This is a genomic window from Devosia sediminis (assembly GCF_016411825.1).
Lineage (GTDB): Bacteria > Pseudomonadota > Alphaproteobacteria > Rhizobiales > Devosiaceae > Devosia > Devosia sediminis.
This window is the reverse complement of record NZ_JAEKMH010000003.1, coordinates 498,797-516,360: the sequence shown is the minus strand read 5'-3', so window position 1 is coordinate 516,360 and position 17,564 is coordinate 498,797. Positions and strand designations below refer to the sequence as shown.

Below are 17,564 nucleotides of genomic sequence, written 5' to 3'. Positions count from 1 at the left end.
CTGCGTCATATTTTCCTTTGACAGCCTCGCGACACCGAGTCTAGGAAACCGGACAAGCGTTATCATGTATGACGCGACCGCCAACCCTTGATCGGATTGTCCTGATGACTTCGCTTTTGCGCACCACCGCCCTCGTGGCGGCACTGTTCGCCGGCTCCCTCGCCCTTGCTCCCGCTGTGTTCGCCCAGGAAAAGGTTGTCGCCACGCCGCAGGGCGACGTGACCCTGCCGGGCGTGCCCGCCAAGGTGCTGACGCAGGACTGGGCGGTGTTCGATGATCTCAGCGCCCTGGGCGTCGCCGTTGCCGGCGTGCCATCGTCCAATGCCCCGACCTATCTGGCCGACCAGATCCCGGCCGACGCCATCCAGATCGGCTCGCTGTTCGAGCCCGATTTCGAGGGTATCGCCGCCGCCGAAGCCGATGCCTATTTCGTCGCCGCCCGTTCGGCCGCTGCCTTCGAGACCTCCAAGGACATCCTGCCCACGATCGACCTCTCGGTCGACAATGCCGACATCGTGGCTGGCGTGAAGGCCAACATGACCAAGCTGGGCGAGATCTTCGACCTCCAGGACAAGGCCGCTGAACTCAACGCCGCGCTCGACGCCAAGGTCGCCGAAGTGACCGCCGCCGCCGAAGGCAAGGGCACTGCGCTGGTGCTCGTCACCAATGCCGGCAAGCTGGGTGTCTATGGTCCGGACTCGCGCGTCTCCTGGGTCTACAACAATGTCGGCATGCCCTCGGCCTTGGCTGACGTTGCCGATGGCGACCATGGCGGGGACGCCGTGTCGTTTGAATTCCTGCTCGAAGTGAACCCGGACTGGGTGTTCGTGGTCGATCGCGATGCCGGCACCGGCGAGAATGCCGGCGCGGCCGAGGCCCTGCTCGATAACGAGCTCTTCAACCAGACCACTGCCGCCACCGAGGGCCAGATCGTCTATCTCGATCCGCAGGCCTCCTACATCTCGATGCACGGCTACCAGGGCGTCATGCTGCTGCTCGACCAGGTCCTGGCTGGTCTGAACGGGTAATCTCTCGCTCCTGCCCACCCTCCCTCTTGGGGAGGGTAGTGAAGCTGGTCCGCAAGGACTTAGCGGAACTGGGGTGGGGGTGTCGCCGGTTCGCCAGACTGGTCGGGTCGGCTTCGACACCCCCACCCTCATTCCCTCCCCTCAAGGGGGAGGGAGGCGCAGGGCCAATCGGCCTGCGACCCGAATAGTTCACGACTGACAAGGCCCCCACCTTGCGCACACTGCTTCTCGCCCTTTTCGGCACTCTCGTCCTTGCCGTTGTCAGCGTCTTTGTCGGCGTCAGCGATGTGTCGATCCCGAGCCTCCTCGTCGGCGGCGTCGATTCGCGCGCCATGGAAGTGCTGCTGATCAGCCGCATCCCCCGCACCATTGCCCTGGTCCTTGCCGGCGCCTCTATGGCCATTGCCGGCCTCGTCATGCAGATGGTGGTGCGCAACCGCTTCGTCGAACCTTCGACCACGGGCACAACCGAGTCGGCCGCGCTGGGCTTTCTCGTCGTCACGTTGCTCGCGCCCGGTTGGCCGCTGATGGCCAAGATGGGCGTTTCCGCCGTCTTCGCACTGGGGGGCACCGCCCTCTTCCTTCGCATTCTCCGCGCCGTGCCGCTGCGCGATGTGCTGCTGGTGCCGCTGGTCGGCATCATGCTCGGTGGCATTATCGGCGCGCTCACCGCCTTTATCGCCTATCGCACCAATCTCATGGCCTCGCTGCTGGCCTGGAACATGGGTGATTTTTCCGGCGTGCTGCGCGGCCGCTATGAACTGCTATGGGTCGGCCTTGTCTGCTGCGTTATGGCCTATATCGCCGCCGACCGCTTCACCGTGGCCGGCATGGGCAAGGATTTCACCACCAATCTGGGGCTCAACTACCAGCGCGTGATGATGCTCGGCCTCGTCATCGTTTCGCTGGTCAGCGCCGTGGTGCTGGTTTCGGTAGGCTCGATCCCGTTCCTCGGGCTGATTGTCCCCAATCTCGTCAGCCTGATGATCGGCGACAACATGCGCCGCACGGTACCCTGGGTGGCCATAGGCGGCGCCGGCATGGTGCTGGCCTGCGACATTGCCGGTCGCCTGATCCGCTTCCCCTATGAAATCCCGATCTCGGTGGTCATGGGGGTCGTCGGCAGCGCCATGTTTCTCTACCTCCTCCTGCGCACCCCGCGAGGCGCGACATGACCGACCAGGCCGTCGCCCCCTCCCGCTGGACTATCGGCCGCCCGGCCCTCGTGCTGATCGGCCTTGCGCTGCTAGCGCTCGTCTCCATCGCGCTGTTCATGACGCTGGGCGCCAAGGGAAGCTGGAGTTTTGTGCTCACTTTCCGCGGCAAGAAACTGCTCGGATTGATCCTCGTCGCCTATGCGGTGGCGGTCTCGACCGTGCTGTTCCAGACGGTCACCAATAACCGCATCCTCACGCCCTCGATCATGGGCTTTGACGCGCTCTATGTGCTGATCAAGACTTCCATAGTGTTCTTCCTTGGCGTCGGCGCCCTCACCGCCATCGACAGCCAGATCCAGTTCGTCGTCGAAGTGCTGGTCATGGTGGCCTTTTCGGGTCTCCTGTTCCGCTGGCTGTTCCTGGGCGAAGAGCGGAGCCTGCATCTCCTCGTCCTTGTCGGCATCATCTTCGGCGTCTTGTTCCGTTCGCTCAGCAATTTCATGCAACGCATGCTCGATCCGGGCGCCTTCAACGTGCTGCAGGACACGATGTTCGCCAGCTTTGCCACCACGGATCCGACGCTGCTGGGCATATCCTGCGTCATCGTTGTGGCGGTGAGCGTCATTGGTTTAAGGCTCATGCACACCTTCGACGTTCTGTCGCTGGGGCGCGCCCAGGCGATCAATCTCGGCGTCGACTACAAGCGCACCGTGGTCATCATCCTCAGCCTCGTGGCCGTGCTTGTTTCCGTATCGACGGCACTGGTCGGCCCGGTGACCTTTTTCGGCCTTCTCGTCGCGACGCTGGCCCATTCGCTGGTCGGCAATTCGAAACACGCCTTCGTCCTGCCCGCGGCGATCCTGCTCGGCGTGGTGGCGCTGGTGGGTGGGCAAACGCTGCTCGAACGCGTCTTCGCTTTCGATACGGCGCTCTCCATCATCATCGAATTTCTGGGCGGCGTGGTCTTCATCGCCCTTGTCCTCAGGAGATCAGCCCGATGATCGTCACCAGCAATGTCACCAAGAATTACGGTGCGGCCTGCGTGGTCGACGGCGTGTCGCTGGAGCTCCCTGCGGGCGGCATCACCTCGATCATCGGCCCCAATGGCGCCGGAAAATCCACCCTCCTGTCCATGGTCAGCCGGTTGATGGCAATGGACAAGGGCACCGTCACCGTGGGCGGCCTCGACGTCACCACTGCCCCCAGCGACGAACTGGCGCGGCGGATGTCGATTCTCAGGCAGGACAATCACATGACCGCGCGTTTGACCGTGCGCGATCTCGTATCCTTCGGCCGCTATCCCTACTCCAAGGGCAGGCTGACCGTGGACGACAAGGGGCACATCGAGAAGGCGATCACCTATCTCGATCTCGACGCGCTGGCCCACCGCTTCCTCGACGAGCTCTCCGGGGGCCAGCGCCAGCGCGCCTTCGTCGCCATGGTGCTGGCGCAGGACACCGACTATGTGCTGCTCGACGAGCCGCTCAACAATCTCGACATGAAGCATGCCATGGGCATGATGAAGCTGATGCAGCAGGCGGCCAACGACCTGGGCAAGACCGTCGTGCTGGTGCTGCACGACATCAATTTCGCGTCCTGGTATTCAGATCATATCGTCGCCATGAAGCACGGCAAGGTCTCGGCGCAGGGACCGGCCGCAGAGATGATCCGCCCCGAAGTCCTCTCGGATATCTACGAAATGGACATCAAGGTGCACGAGATCGGCGGCCAGCGGATCAGCGTCTATTACGGCTAGCCCATCATTTCCGAGAAGGCGACGACGCCACCACGGCCCTTGGCCTTGGCGGCGTAGCATGCGGCATCGGCCTCACCCATGAATCCGAGCGGCGAGGCGGGTGCGCGGGTAATCGCCGTCACCCCGGCGCTGGCGCCGATGACATAGTCGCGACCCGCCCAGGAAAACACCAGCGCCCCGATGGAGCGGACGATCTTTTCGGCGACGATGCGCCCATGAGGCAGCGGGCAGTCTTCGAGGATGACGGCGAATTCGTCGCCGCCGATGCGCGCCGCCATGTCGTGGCTGCGGCACACGCCCTTGATGGTCTGGGCCACCTGACGCAGCAGGGCGTCGCCCGCGGCATGCCCGGCCGTATCGTTGACCGGCTTGAAACGGTCGAGATCGAGATAGACCAGGCAATGCTCGCGCTGGCTATGCTGAGCGCCGAGAATGGTGTTGGTTAGCGCCCGCTCGAAGGCGGCGCGATTGGGCAGACCCGTCAGATCGTCATGCGCTGCCGAATGGGCAAGCTGGCGCTGCAAGGCCCGGCTCTGGGTCACGTCCTGGAAGACCAGCACCGCCCCGGTGAGCACGCCCCCCTCGCCCAGCACGGGCGAAGCGGTGCAGCGGATGTCGCGGCGCGGTCCGTCATGGGCACAGAGCACGCTGTCGTCATCGGCGCGGATCTGGGTGGCCGTGGCGAGGCAATCGGCAACGGGACAGGGCAAGTCGACGTCGTCGCGCTCGGAACGCAAGCGGAAGACGCGGCTGACCGGCAGGCCCACGGCCGCGGTCGCCCGCAATCCGGTCAGCTTCTCGGCGGCCGGGTTCATGAACACGACCCTGCCGTCGAGATCGGTCGAGATCATGCCGTCAGCCATGGCCTCCAGCGTCACGCGCAGGCGTTCCTTTTCGGCCGCCAGTTCCTGTTCCATCACCTTGAGGCGGGTGATGTCGGTATCGGTGCCGATGGTTCTCACCGGATTGCCGGCTTCGTCCCATTCGACCGGCTTGCCGCGGCTCAGGATCCAGACATAGCTGCCGTCGCGTTTCCGTTCGCGATATTCGAGCGCATCGAAATCGGTATCGCCCTGGTCCTGCTTGTCGACATTGGCGACCACATGTGCCCGGTCATCCGGATGCACGCGATCGAGCCAGACCTGCTGGTCGCCATCGACGTCTTCTTCGGGCGGAATGCCGCGCATGACCCGCCACATGCGCGAATAGAACATGGTGTCGTTGCGGATGTCGTGATCCCAGACGCCTTGCCGCGCGCTTTCCAGCGCGAAATTCCAGCGGCTTTCCGAGGCGGCCAGCGCTTCTTCGGCCCGCTTCTGCAATTCGATGCTGTTCATCTGCACCAGCACCAGCGGCGGCGTGTCGTCGTCGGCCGGCAACACGGTGGCGCCGACCATGACCCAGACAGGCTGCCCATCGACATGGCGCAACTGATGCTCGCCGCGTGTCACCTGAACTTCGCCGCGCAACAGGCGGTCAAAATGCAGCCGCGTCATGGTACGGGCGCTCTCGGCCACGAGGTCGGCGAATTCGAGTTGAGCGCCGGGTTCGGGCCGGTGTCCCAGCAAATCCGCGAAGGCCGGATTGGCATAGACCACGCGGCCGTCGACCGTGGTCACGAGCATGCCCAGCGGCGCCGCGTCGAGCAGGCGTGCAAAGGTCCGGGCCGAATGCCAGGCATCGGTGCCCAAAAGGGCAGGATCATGTGGTCGGGGCGTCGCCATGGCGCCATATTGGTCCGGGAGCCTTAATAAGAGGCTTCGCGCCGATCACATTTGCAATCAATCAGGCAGGCGCGAGAGGATGAAATCCCGCTCTTCGCCGAGCCCGGCCCACTCGCCCGGATGCTCGGCATCGAAGATCAGCGTATAGGGCCCGGCATAGCCGGCATCCTGCGCCGCGGCGAGGCAGAGGCCGTAGTCAGCCTCATCCATCTGTCCATCGGCGAAACTGGCCTTGGCGTGGCACAGCGAGGCGCGCGGGAAGATGGACTGGAGGCCCGCATATTTGTCGGGCCCGGTCCAGTTGCCGAAATCAGCCAGGAGCCCCACCTGCCCGTCCAGCCGGTCGAGCAGTTCGTGCACCGCCGCGGGGGTCGAGAGAAGGTCGAACCAGTTCTCGGTCACGAGTTTCAACGGCGAGCCGGCATTGAGCGCCAGCAATTCCTTGAAGCCGGCCACCGAGCGGGCCATGGTTTCTGCCGTCGGCAACTGCTTGCCGGCAATGATGCGGGCATTTTCCGCGCCCAGGGCATTGGCCACGTCGATCCAGCCGCCGATCCAGCGGGTGTCCCGCTCGCCATGGACCGGGTCGGTCATGTCGCCGGCATCGATCAGAAGGGTCTGCAAGGTCACACCGGTGACATTGAGCTGATCGCGCAGTTCCCCGAGATAGACCGGGTCGCGGCTGCGCAGGTGGAAGGACACGATTTCGAGCCGGTTATAGCCGTGATTGTTGAGCACCGAGGGCAGACCGAGCAGCGATTCCTCGCCCTCGCCGAACCGGTCGTCGCCATCGCTGACCGCATCGGTCGTCAGGTCATGGGGATAGATCGTCCCCAGGAGACGGTGCAGCGACCAGGTGGATACGGCAATGCGCTGGTTGGGATCGGCCATTTGGGACTCCTCTTTTCATGAGAGACTTCCACGACATAGCGGCCAGCGCAAGGCGGCGCGACGATCAGTCCACCCGGCCCCGCGCCGCGACGTCGACTGTTTCGACCAGTTCGCCATCCCGAATGAGATTGACCCGATCAAAGAGATTGGTCACCGGACAGCAGTGATTGGGGATGATGCGGATGACATCGCCGATGCGAGGCTTCCTCGCGCAGGCCGAGACGTCGAGCGTGCCGTGTTCCTCGCTGAGACCGACGACTTTTGCATCCGGGAACTCGACCACATGGCCATGGCCGACGAGACCCAAGAGATCGCTGGTCAGCGCCTTCGACCCGGCATCGACGATGGCGCGGCCTTCCGTCGGGCGCGAAACCACGGTGGCCAGCACCGTCAGCGCACAGTCGTCGAATGTCGCGGCGCCGGCCGCGACCTGCGAGCGATCCATGTAGATATAGGTGCCGGGGCGGTATTCGGTAGCGACGCGGGCGGCATCGTCCATGTGCCAGATGTCGGGCGTGCCGCCGGTGGTGATGGCGGGCAGATCAACGCCAGCCGCCGCAAAGGCGTCGCGCGCTTCGCCGAGCCACCGCGCCGCCTCGGCGTATTTGCCGGCGGCCGGATAGGTCATGAGACCGGCAAAGGCGAGGCCGGGCGCGGCGATGATTTTGCGCGCCAGCTCGACGGCCGCGGCCGGAGACTGCACGCCACAGCGGCCCATGCCGGTATCGCATTCCACAAAGACGCCGAGCGGTCTCGTCGCGTCGGTAAAAGTTGCGGCCAGACCCGCGACACAATCGGCACTGTCGGCCACGACGCGAATGGTCACGCGGTCATGCAGGGCCTTGAGGCGCTTGAGCTTGGCAGCACCGATGATGTTGAAGGTCAGCAGCAGATCAGTGAGACCGGCATCAGCCATGACCTCGGCCTCGCCCAGCTTCTGCACGGTGATGCCGACCGCCCCCAGGTCCACTTGCCGCCTGGCGAAGTAGGGCAGCTTGTGGGTCTTGATATGGGGCCGCAAGGCAATGCCGACCTTCTCGGCGGCGTCCTGCGCGCGTTTCAGATTGGCTTCGGTGCGGTCGAGGTCGATGAGGACGGCGGGCGTGTCGAGTTCGGTGTAATGGGTCATTTCGCCCTCAGCACTTCGTTGACGAAACGGAGATTGCCTGCGGTGAGACCGGCATCGACGGCAATGGTGACGCCCGTCACGCCGGAAGCCGCATCAGAAGCCAGGAACAGGGCGGCATTTGCCACCTCTTGCGGGCTCACCATGCGTCCCAGCGGATAGTGCGGCAGGACATTGTCGAGCAGCCTGGGATTGGCAGCGAGACGATGGTCCCAGGCGGGCGTGCGGACCGAGCCCGGCGCCACGACATTGGCCCTGACACCCTCGCCGCCGCGCTCGACGGCAATGGCCTTGGCATAGGCGATGAGCCCCGCCTTGGCTGCCGAGTAACCGGGATTGCCAAAATGCTGGATCGCATTGACCGAGGAAATGAAAACCACATTGCCGGAGCCGCGTTGCGCCATGGCATCGGTGATCGGATCGACCAGCGCATAGGCGCCGTTGAGATTGATGGCCATTTCGCTGGCCCAGACATCGTCATCGAGATGCCCCAGATGCTCGGCGCGGGTGAAACCGGCATTGGCGATGACCGCGTCCACCGCGCCATGGGCAGCGATGTCGGCCAGGACGGCGGCGCGCGTCGCCTTGGCGTCGGCCTGGTCGAAGAGCACGGTACGCGCCAGCTGCAGGCCTTCGAGCATCGCGGCTTCGCGATCGGCACCGACAATGGCAGCACCCGCTTCGTGGAACACCCGCACCAGCGTGCGGCCGATACCCCCACCGGCACCGGAAATGAGGACGCTCTTGCCGTCGAGACGGAAGGGATTGGCTGTCATGGTCTTGCACCCCGTATCACAAACACCCCCACCCTTGATCCCTCCCCACAAGGGGGAGGGAGACGATGAACACTGGCCTCCGTTCCTGCGCCTCCTTCCCCTTGATGGGGAGGGAATGAGGGTGGGGTGGGGCCAAGTGCGCTGGCGTTACGGCCCCTTGTACGCCACGCATTCGATCTCGACCTTGCAGTCGACCATCATGTGGCTCTGGACGCAGGCGCGGGCGGGCGGATGCTCGCCGAAATAGCTCTTATAGACGGCGTTGAAGCTCCAGAAATCGCGCGGATCATCGAGCCAGACGCCGCAGCGCACTACATGTTCCAGCCCGTAGCCGGCCTCTTCGAGAATAGCGATGACGTTCTGGATGGTGAGGTGCGTCTGCTCGATGATGCCTGACCCGACGATCTCGCCGTCCTTCATCGGCACCTGCCCCGAAACGAACAGCCAGCCACCCGCCTCGACGGCGCGAGCGAAAGGCAGGTTCTGCCCGCCGGCGCCCGACTTTTCCGCTCCATAACGCTTGATCGGCATTTCTGATCTCCACTCTCTGAAATTCAATTTCTCTCTGAACGGCATCTATACCCGATTTTTGCGTGTTTGCCGACCAATCACGCTCCGAAATGTAAATTTCTTACGTGAACTGGGGTCGGCTTTCGTGTAGCTTGCCACCTGATCCCGTCACATCTGTTTCATCGGAAATCCGTCCCTTGCGCATTTTCACCGCCGCCCTGGCCACCGAGACCAATACGTTCTCGCCTATTGCCATAGACAAGCGTGCCTTCGAGGCGTCGCTCCATGCCAAGCCGGGCCAGCATCCGGTGACGCCCACGCTTTGCACCGCGCCGATCACGGTGGGCCGGGAGGTTTGTGCCCGGGAAGGGTGGACGCTGATCGAGGGCACGGCAAGTTGGGCAGATCCCGCCGGGCTGGTGGCGCGCGACACCTATGAAGAGTTGCGCGACGAAATCATTGAGCAATTACAATCTGCTATGCCGGTGGACGGGGTTGTTCTCGGGCTCCATGGCGCCATGGTGGCGCAGGGCTATGACGATCCCGAGGGTGATCTGCTCACCCGCGTCCGCGCCATTGTCGGACCGGATGTGCTGGTCTGCGCCGAGCTCGATCCGCATAGCCACCTCACCGCCAAGCGCGCCGAGGCGGCCGATTTCTTCGTTTATTTCAAGGAGTTCCCGCATACCGATTTCGTCGATCGGGCGCGCGACCTGTGGGCCATTGCGGTGCGGGCACTCAAGGGCGAGGTTAGACCGGTCATGAGCGTCTTCGATTGCCGGATGATCGATGTCTTCCCCACGAGCAAGCAGCCGATGCGGGGATTTGTTGACAGACTGTCAGCATTAGAAGCCACAAGAGAGGGACTTCTGTCACTTTCGGTCGTGCACGGCTTCATGGCCGGTGATGTTCCCGAGATGGGAACCCGCATCGTCGCCGTCACCGACGACCACAAGCCGATGGGCGACGCGCTGACCGAAGAACTCGGCCGCGAACTCTATTCGATGCGCGGCACCTTCATGGTGGCGCAGGTCGACGAGAAGACCGCCGTCGATGCCGCGCTCGCCGCCCCGCATGGCCCGGTGGTCATCGCCGATGTCTGGGACAATCCGGGCGGCGGCACGGCTGGCGACGCCACGGTCATCCTCGAAGAGCTGATGGCGCGCGGCGCCACCGGCGCCGCCGTGGGCACGATCTGGGACCCGATCGCGGTGCAGATCTGTTTCGCAGCCGGCGAAGGCGCGGTCATTCCGCTGCGCTTCGGGGCCAAGTCAGCGCCCCATACCGGTCACCCGATCGATGCGCTGGTGACGGTGAAGGGCCTCGTGCGCAATGCCGAGATGAAGTTCGGCGACAGCTTTGCGCCCTTTGGTGACGCGGCCTGGGTGCACTTCGACGGGATCGACGTGATCCTCAATTCCACCCGGGCGCAGAGCTTTGATCCGAGCCTGTTCTCGGCGCTCGGGATCAATCCTACGTCGAAGAAAATCCTGCTGATCAAGTCGACCAACCACTTCTACGACTCGTTCTCCAGGATTGCGTCGGAGATCATCTATTGCTCGGCGGGAAAGCCTTACCCGAACCGGCCGGCGGAGACGGCGTACCGCAAGGCGCGCCGGGACATCTGGCCGATGGTGGAAAATCCGTGGGCGTGAGCTTTGCCCGGACTGAGACGCACCATTCACCTCAACCACAATTCCGAGGGCGGCTTCGTGGGTGTGGCCAAGCCACTCACCCCACCCTAGCTCTGCTACGGACCTCACGGTCCTAGCGACGCTACCCTCCCCCTCAAGGGGAGGGAGGGGGCAGGAGCCGAGCACTCTGACCCGTCCACGCCCACCATTGTCATCCCGGCGAAGGCCGGGATCCATCCCGAGATCTCAGGATGGGCCCCGGCCTTCGCCGGGGTGACATCGGGTTTGTGGAGAGATGAGGGCCCTTACTCAGCCCCGCCATTTGAGCGTAGCTCTCATGGCCTTCTCGCCTAAAATCTCTCCCCTGGAGAGATTTTGCCGTTACACGGCCTGCTCGAAGTTTCCGTACATGATCGGCATCAGGCCGACCATGGACTTGAAGCGGTCGTAGCTCTTGCGCTCGGGCAGGGTCCAGGCGCTTTCTGCTATGGCGGAGATGCGCGGGAAGACGAGGCGGTCAAAGATGGCGCGGTCGGTCATCGATTCCGACCAGATGCAGCCCTGGATGCCCTTCAAATGTTTCAGCCCCTCCTCGGAGAAACCGGCGCGGGCTTCGAATTCGTATGTCTCCTGCGGGCCCGACCAGCCGGCCCAGCCGGCGCCTGGCTCGGCCCAGCTCACGCCATTGGCCATGTCGAGATAGTAGCGCTGGCCGGGCGAGACGACGATATCAAAACCGCGTTCGGCGAGGGCCGCGTTGATCTCCACATTGCGCCAGCCGATGACATAGGACTTGTCCTTGTCCACGGCATCGCCATGGGCTGCCTCTTCCCAGCCGCCGGTAATGGCGCCCTTGGAGGCGATATATTTGTGCACCCGGCGGATGAACTCGGCCTGGATAACGGCCGTGGGCGAGCCCTCGATTTCGTCGGCGCCGTGGTGATTTCCGAGCTGGTTGAACTGGGCCTCGTGCTTCTTGCGCATGGCGGGGCCGGCCATCTTCTCGATCATGTCGAGCGCCAAAGGCGAGCCCGACCAGGCGGCCAGCGGCACTTCGTCGGCGCCGAGGTGGAAGATGCCGGCCGGGAAGAGCTCCAGCACTTCGTCGACGATGGTTTCGACGAAGCGATAGACCGGCTCATGCGCGGGGTTGAGACTGTTGTTCGGGAAACCCTGGACCGACTGATACTCGCCCTTTTCATTGGGGTCGCGCAGTTCGGGCAGCGCCTGGAGGGCGGCGTAGAAATGGCCCGGCATGTCGATCTCGGGGATGACAGCGATGCCAAGGTCATCGGCCAGGGAGACGATCTGGCGGACCGCCTCTTTGGAATAATAGCCACCCGTCGGCTGAGGACCGGAGCCGAGCAGCGGCGGCAGCGCCTTGCCGTGGCCGCGCCAGGCGGCGATCTCGGTAAGCTGCGGATAGGCCGATATTTCGAGGCGCCAGGCCTCATCCTCGGTCAAGTGCCAATGGAACTTGTTCATCTTGTTCCAGGCCATGAGCCGGATCAGGCGGCTGACTTCGGCAGCGGTGTAGAACTGGCGGGCGACATCCAGATGCTCGCCGCGGAAAGAGAAGCCCGGAGCGTCGCTGATCGTGCCTGCGGTGGGGAACAGGAAGGTCGCCGGATACTGGCGGGCACCGCGCAGGATGTGCCCGAGGGTCACGAGGCCATAGAAGAGACCCGAGCGCGTGGTGGCGGACACGGTGGCGCTGTTATCGGCAAAGGCGATTTCATAGGCCTCGTCGCCAAGGCCTGATTTTTCGACGATATGGACCGGCATGCCGGCTTCGGAGGCGGGGCGGACGATGGCTTCTACCGGGAAAAGCTCGGCGGTGAGATCGGCAAAGGCCTTGGCGGCGCGGGTGGCGAGATCGCCAACGGGCTTCAAATCAAAGCCCGGCGGAGCGATGCGGTTGCCGCTCGCGGCCACATGGTTGGGCCAGGGAATGATCGAATAGGGCGCCGGCGCCTTGGCCGGAACCGGGAATTTTGCGGCGCCCTTGAGCAGGGGCGAGTTGTGGCCCTTGCCCTGCGTCGGGGCGGTGGGCACGGCGATGACCTTGCCGTCTTCTAGCACGACATAGGCCGAATTGGCGCCGTCGCTCCAGTGCCGCAGCCCATAGGAGAGGCCGCGCGCCGTGGCGGTCCAGGTCTCGCCCGGCTGCAGCACATAGCCATCGGGCGGGGCGATCATGGTGTGGTTGGAGAGGCGCACCAGCAGCTTGCCGTTTTCCAGCGTCGCATGCGGATCGATGCGGGCGGGGCCGGAAAAGCCGAGCTGGAAATTGCGGATCGGCTGATCGCCAATATTGGTCAACTCGATGCCATAGCCGAGCGGTTCGGTTGCGGTCGCCGGCGACCAGGTGGTGACGAGGGAAAAAGACATGAGGGAGGTCCTAACAAAACCAATTCGGACAAGGAAAATGGCGAAGCGAGCGCCGAACTACTCCCTCCCCCTCGCGGGGAGGGCGGGGGTGGGGGGTATCACGGGCAAGGTGTGCGTGGCGCACCCCCACCCAGCCTCCCCCGTCAAGGGGGAGGAGTGACACCGCGCGTGTGGAGAGACTGCGAACATCAATCCCCCAGCGGCTGAGCGTCGTCGCCATCGCGATTGACGACGAGCTGGTGCTTGATGCGGCGCATGCTGGCGACAGCGGACGGCCCGAGGCGGGTGGCAACGGTCTGGGACAAGACGTCGACAGTGGCGAGAAACGCGTAGCGGCCGGGCGTGGGCCGCAGAATATCGGCATTCTCGTGCCAGTTCACCGGCAGTAGGATGTCGGCTTGGGCCGAAACCATCGAGCCCGAGCGTGTGGCGACGATGCGCGTCAAACCATATTCCCCGGCAACGGTCAGGGTCTTGGCAAGCTGGGTATTATTTCCCGATAGCGAGAAGGCGATGATGGCGGTGCCGGTGGGTGCCGCGGCAACGCGCATCAGTTGCAATTGATGATCGTCCGTGGAGGCGACCTTCAGCCCCAGGCGAAAGAGCCGCGTCTCGATCTCGCCGGCCATCATCGAGGACGCGCCGCCGGAGCCAAACGAGAGCACGAAATTTGATTTGGCTATGCTTTCCGCCGCGCGCTCGACGGCAGCGAAGTCGAGACTGTCGAAGGTCTCGTAGATGATGGACTGGATGCCGTTGACGACGCCCTGGGCGATCTCGCGCACGCTGGAGGGGCCGGAAGCCGGGGCGAAGTAGCGCTGGCCGACAAAGCGCGACTGGGCCAGCCGCACCTTGAAATCGGCGTAGCTGTCGCAGCCGAGGCGCCGGCAGAAGCGGGTGACCGTCGGCGGCGAGACATCGGCCTGGGCAGCGAGGTCGACAATGCTCATCTTGAGCACGCTGTCGACATCGGCCAGCACGATTTCCGTCAGGGCGCGTTCGGACCGCGTGAAGGCGTCCTTCTCGGTTTGCAGCAGACCCACAATATCGAGCATCGCGTCTCCCCCTGCCCCCGTATGGCTGGCTCAGTAGATTGCCAGGCCCCGCGTGTCGAACAGGTGTGCCTGGGCGGCGTCGAAGCCGACACGCACGGGCTTGCCATCCTCGAGGTCGGGATTGCCTTCGAACAGGCCGGTAAAGGGCTCGCCACCCGGCAGGGTCGAATAGATGATGGTGTGGATGCCCAGATGCTCGACGATATTGGGCGTGGTGTCGATGGTGAACTGGCCGCCATTGAGCGAGAGGTGCTCGGGGCGAATACCTACGGTGACATCCTGGCCGGCAATGTCGGTGCTGGTGCGCGGCAGCTCGATGGTGCCGAGGGCGCCGAGGTCCACGGTGACGGTGGTGCCATTGGCGGCGCGCGCCTTGCCGTTGATGAAGTTCATCTTCGGCGAGCCGATGAAGCCGGCCACGAAGAGATTGTCGGGCTTGTGGTAGAGGTCGAGCGGCGAGCCCACCTGGCTGATCTCGCCGGCATTGAGCACCACGATCTTGTCGGCCATGGTCATGGCTTCGATCTGGTCGTGGGTGACGTAGATCATGGTCGAACCGAGGCGCTTGTGCAGCTCCATGAGTTCGATGCGCATTTCCGAGCGCAGGGCGGCGTCGAGGTTGCTGAGCGGCTCGTCGAAGAGGAAAATCTTGGGCTGGCGCACGATGGCGCGGCCGATGGCGACGCGCTGGCGCTGGCCGCCGGAAAGCTGGCCGGGGCGGTGCTGCAAACGGCTTTCGAGCTGGAGCACCTTGGCGGCGGCCTGCACGCGCTTGTCGACCTCAGGCTGCGGCAGCTTTTCGACGCGCAGCGGGAAGGCGATGTTTTCGTAGACGCTCATATGCGGATAGAGCGCGTAGGACTGGAACACCATGGCAATGCCACGCTGGACCGGGGGCAGGTCGTTGACGACGCGGCCGCCGATCTCGATCTCGCCCTGGCTCACGTCCTCGAGGCCGGCAATCATGCGCAGCAGGGTGGACTTGCCGCAGCCCGACGGGCCGACAAAGACCACGAACTCGCCTTCGCTGACATCGAGGTCGATGCCCTTGATGATACGCGCTTCGTTGAAGGACTTTTCGAGGCGCTTGAGGCTCAACTGCGACATGGTTCGCGTTCCATCGGTGCTATCGGGTCCCCCATCACCCACAATCGGTCCCTCGCCAGCAAGGGAGGGATGCGCAGGTGAGAGGTCCCGGTTCCATCGTCTCCCTCCCCCTTGTGGGGAGGGATCAGGGGTAGGGCGCCGCCGCCCCGGGGGGCGACGGCAGCAGGTCTGGGAGGACCCTACTTGTACTGTTCGAGCTCGGCGGCGGCCTTTTCGATGGCAGCCTGGGGCTCGGCAGCGCCGGTGACGACCGACTGCACCATTTCGATCATGACGTTCTGCAGACCGATATAGTCGTTGAACAGCGGCTCGGGACCACCGAACTCGATGCCGTCGAGGAACGGCTGCCAGTACGGCTTTTCGGCCAGCAGTTCAGCGGTCTGCGGCTCGAGCGGACGCAGCGGGGTCAGGCCCTGAGCCATTTCAGCGGCCCACTGGCGTTCGCCTTCGGTGATGAACTTGGCCAGGCTGATGGCCTGGTCTTCAACGCCGGTGCCCTTGAAGATGGCGAGGGCGTCGGTGATCAGCAGCGTGCCAGGACCCTGGGCATCGGGACCCAGCGGCAGGTTGGCGACACCCCAGTTCATGCCGGCTTCTTCGGCACGGATGGCAGCGCCCGGCGAGGCTTCGATCATGGCGACGCCACCGTCGAGCCAGATGGCGCGGACTTCGTTCTGCTCGTAGGCGGTCGGGCCTTCTTCCGAGTAGGGGATGATGTCCCTGAGGGCGGTCAGTGCAGCCAGGACCTGCGGCGAGTTCAGCGTGATGTTGCCATCGGCGTCGATCACCGAACCATTGTTGGTGTACACCCAGTGCAGGAACTGGTGCATGGTGTTGTCGAAGGTCTTGGCGACGGCGCCGTAGCCGGCGGCATCGGTGTTCTCGGTGATCTGCTTGGCGAAAGCGATCTTTTCTTCCCAGGTCTTGGGCGGGGTTTCCGGATCAAGGCCGGCTTCTTCGAACAGGTCCTTGTTCCAGAACAGGGCCTTGGTCGAGAAGGCGACCGGGACGCCCCACTGGGTGCCGTCGAAGGTGACGGTATCGGGCACGTAGTTGTAGTAGGCGGCCTTTTCCTCGTCGGTCATCGGCACCGGAACGATCAGGTCGTTCTGGGCGAACTGCTTGAGGGTACGCGAGCCGACATAGGCGAGCGCGACCGGGGTGCCGGCGGCGGCGAGCGTGGTCACCTTGTCCTGGCACTGGCCCCAGCCGACGATTTCCGGCACGACCTTGAAGCCGGGATTGGCGGCTTCCCACTCGGCGAAGTATTCGGCATAGCCGGCGGTCAGTTCGTCACCGCAGTTGATGAAGGAGATTTCCTTCACGTCCTGGGCAAACGCGCCGCTGGTCGCGCTGGCAAGCGCCAGCATCGATACGGCCATCAAACCGAAAGTCTTGTTCATTGTAGTCTCCCTTGCATGTGGGCCCCTCGGCCCTTTCCGGAGCGGATCACGTTTCAGCGAAACGGCGGACCGGCTCCAAACTCCTTGTGCGCCCCATTGGAGGGGGAGCGCCCCCTATTGCTTGACCGCCCCCGCAGTGAGGCCCGCGACGAGGTAGCGCTGCAGGAAGATGATGACGATCATCACCGGCAGGATGCCCACGAAGCTGGCCGCCATCAGCTCGTTCCAGATCACCTCCTGCTTGCCGAAGAAGGCGAAGAGGCCCACCGGCAGCGGCATGAACTCGGTCTTGGAATTGAAGGTCAGCGCGAAGATGAACTGCTGCGCATAGGCGCCGATGAAGGTCATGATGGCGACCACGACGATGCCCGGCATGGCCAGCGGCAGGATGACCCGGCGCAGCGTGTAAAGGCGCGATGCACCGTCGACCCAGGCGGCCTCGTCGAGCTCGCGGGGAATGCGCATGAGATAGGTGCGCAACAGCCAGACCGAGGAGGGAATGAGGAAGGCGGCGCCCGGCACGATCATGGCCCAATAGGTATTGAGCAGCCCGAGCGTGCGCATCAGGCGGAACAGCGGGATCAGCAGCACGGCGCCCGAGAACATGTTGACCGCAAGGAACGCGCCCAGGAGGAAGCCGGCGCCGGCGAAGTTGAAGCGGGCAAAGGCATAGGCCGCCGGGACCACGATCACCACGACGATCAGGGTGACGACCGTGGAGATGAAGAAGGAATTGAAGATGTGCATGCCCAGAGCCGGCACCGACTGCCACATGGTGAAATAGGCGTCGAAGCTCCAGGTCTTGGGGATGAAGCTGTAGGGCCGCGAAAAGAGCTGCGCGAGCGGCTTCAGCGAGACCAGGAAGCCTTCGATGAAGGGCGAGAGCACGAAGAACAGAAAAAAGAAGAGCCCGACATAAAGCGCGGCGACCTCGTACCACTTGTAGCGGTCGATCATCGGGCGGGAAGCGGACCAGAGGCCCCGGCGGGCGCGCGGGGCGGCCGGC

The 17,564-nt window shown here is 64.1% G+C and carries 15 protein-coding genes; 5 read left to right on the top strand and 10 right to left on the bottom strand.

The window, feature by feature from the left end:
• Positions 1–104 precede the first annotated feature (104 nt).
• From JEQ47_RS15595 to JEQ47_RS15580, 4 genes are all read left to right on the top strand, one after another.
• The gene (locus JEQ47_RS15595) at positions 105–1,028 is read left to right on the top strand and encodes a siderophore ABC transporter substrate-binding protein (RefSeq protein ID WP_198877324.1); all 924 of its coding nucleotides are present in this window, start codon (positions 105–107) and stop codon (positions 1,026–1,028) included.
• Between the two features lie 212 nt (positions 1,029–1,240).
• Positions 1,241–2,203: an ABC transporter permease gene (locus tag JEQ47_RS15590; RefSeq protein WP_198877323.1), complete on the top strand. Its 963-nt coding sequence runs from the start codon at positions 1,241–1,243 to the stop codon at positions 2,201–2,203.
• Positions 2,200–3,186, top strand: coding sequence for an iron chelate uptake ABC transporter family permease subunit (locus JEQ47_RS15585; RefSeq protein WP_198877322.1), 987 nt, complete (start codon positions 2,200–2,202; stop codon positions 3,184–3,186). The genes JEQ47_RS15590 and JEQ47_RS15585 overlap by 4 nt, the downstream gene beginning before the upstream one ends.
• Positions 3,183–3,941 (top strand): iron ABC transporter ATP-binding protein, encoded by a 759-nt coding sequence (locus tag JEQ47_RS15580; protein ID WP_198877321.1) that lies wholly within the window; start codon positions 3,183–3,185, stop codon positions 3,939–3,941. Before JEQ47_RS15585 ends, JEQ47_RS15580 begins: the two co-directional genes overlap by 4 nt.
• On the opposite strand, the gene JEQ47_RS15575 is transcribed toward JEQ47_RS15580, so the two are convergent.
• The 5 genes from JEQ47_RS15575 to JEQ47_RS15555 form a co-directional block, all read right to left on the bottom strand.
• On the bottom strand, positions 3,938–5,665 hold the full coding sequence (locus JEQ47_RS15575) for a diguanylate cyclase domain-containing protein (RefSeq protein ID WP_198877320.1): 1,728 nt from the start codon (positions 5,663–5,665) through the stop codon (positions 3,938–3,940). The genes JEQ47_RS15580 and JEQ47_RS15575 overlap by 4 nt on opposite strands.
• 57 nt (positions 5,666–5,722) lie before the next feature.
• Complete coding sequence (locus JEQ47_RS15570) at positions 5,723–6,556, bottom strand: sugar phosphate isomerase/epimerase family protein (RefSeq protein WP_198877319.1); 834 nt, start codon at positions 6,554–6,556, stop codon at positions 5,723–5,725.
• 64 nt (positions 6,557–6,620) lie between these two features.
• Positions 6,621–7,685: a D-TA family PLP-dependent enzyme gene (locus JEQ47_RS15565; protein ID WP_198877318.1), complete on the bottom strand. Its 1,065-nt coding sequence runs from the start codon at positions 7,683–7,685 to the stop codon at positions 6,621–6,623.
• A complete protein-coding gene (locus JEQ47_RS15560) occupies positions 7,682–8,458 on the bottom strand; it encodes an SDR family oxidoreductase (RefSeq protein WP_198877317.1) in 777 nt (258 codons plus the stop codon). The genes JEQ47_RS15565 and JEQ47_RS15560 overlap by 4 nt, the downstream gene beginning before the upstream one ends.
• Positions 8,459–8,605: 147 nt before the next feature.
• Positions 8,606–8,989: a RidA family protein gene (locus JEQ47_RS15555; RefSeq protein ID WP_198877316.1), complete on the bottom strand. Its 384-nt coding sequence runs from the start codon at positions 8,987–8,989 to the stop codon at positions 8,606–8,608.
• 176 nt (positions 8,990–9,165) lie between these two features.
• On the opposite strand from JEQ47_RS15555, the gene JEQ47_RS15550 reads away from it, so the two are divergent.
• Positions 9,166–10,623 (top strand): M81 family metallopeptidase, encoded by a 1,458-nt coding sequence (locus tag JEQ47_RS15550; RefSeq protein ID WP_198877315.1) that lies wholly within the window; start codon positions 9,166–9,168, stop codon positions 10,621–10,623.
• A gap of 360 nt (positions 10,624–10,983) precedes the next feature.
• On the opposite strand, the gene JEQ47_RS15545 is transcribed toward JEQ47_RS15550, so the two are convergent.
• From JEQ47_RS15545 to JEQ47_RS15525, 5 genes are all read right to left on the bottom strand, one after another.
• The gene (locus JEQ47_RS15545; protein ID WP_198877314.1) at positions 10,984–12,993 is read right to left on the bottom strand and encodes a beta-N-acetylhexosaminidase; all 2,010 of its coding nucleotides are present in this window, start codon (positions 12,991–12,993) and stop codon (positions 10,984–10,986) included.
• A gap of 188 nt (positions 12,994–13,181) precedes the next feature.
• Positions 13,182–14,048 carry a MurR/RpiR family transcriptional regulator gene (locus JEQ47_RS15540; protein ID WP_198877313.1) on the bottom strand — a complete coding sequence of 289 codons (867 nt, stop codon included), beginning with the start codon at positions 14,046–14,048 and terminating at the stop codon, positions 13,182–13,184.
• Positions 14,049–14,078: 30 nt separating this feature from the next.
• The gene (locus JEQ47_RS15535; RefSeq protein ID WP_198877312.1) at positions 14,079–15,155 is read right to left on the bottom strand and encodes an ABC transporter ATP-binding protein; all 1,077 of its coding nucleotides are present in this window, start codon (positions 15,153–15,155) and stop codon (positions 14,079–14,081) included.
• 179 nt (positions 15,156–15,334) lie between these two features.
• On the bottom strand, positions 15,335–16,537 hold the full coding sequence (locus tag JEQ47_RS15530) for an extracellular solute-binding protein (protein WP_198877380.1): 1,203 nt from the start codon (positions 16,535–16,537) through the stop codon (positions 15,335–15,337).
• Between the two features lie 135 nt (positions 16,538–16,672).
• Complete coding sequence (locus tag JEQ47_RS15525; protein ID WP_236020916.1) at positions 16,673–17,515, bottom strand: carbohydrate ABC transporter permease; 843 nt, start codon at positions 17,513–17,515, stop codon at positions 16,673–16,675.
• Positions 17,516–17,564 lie beyond the last annotated feature (49 nt).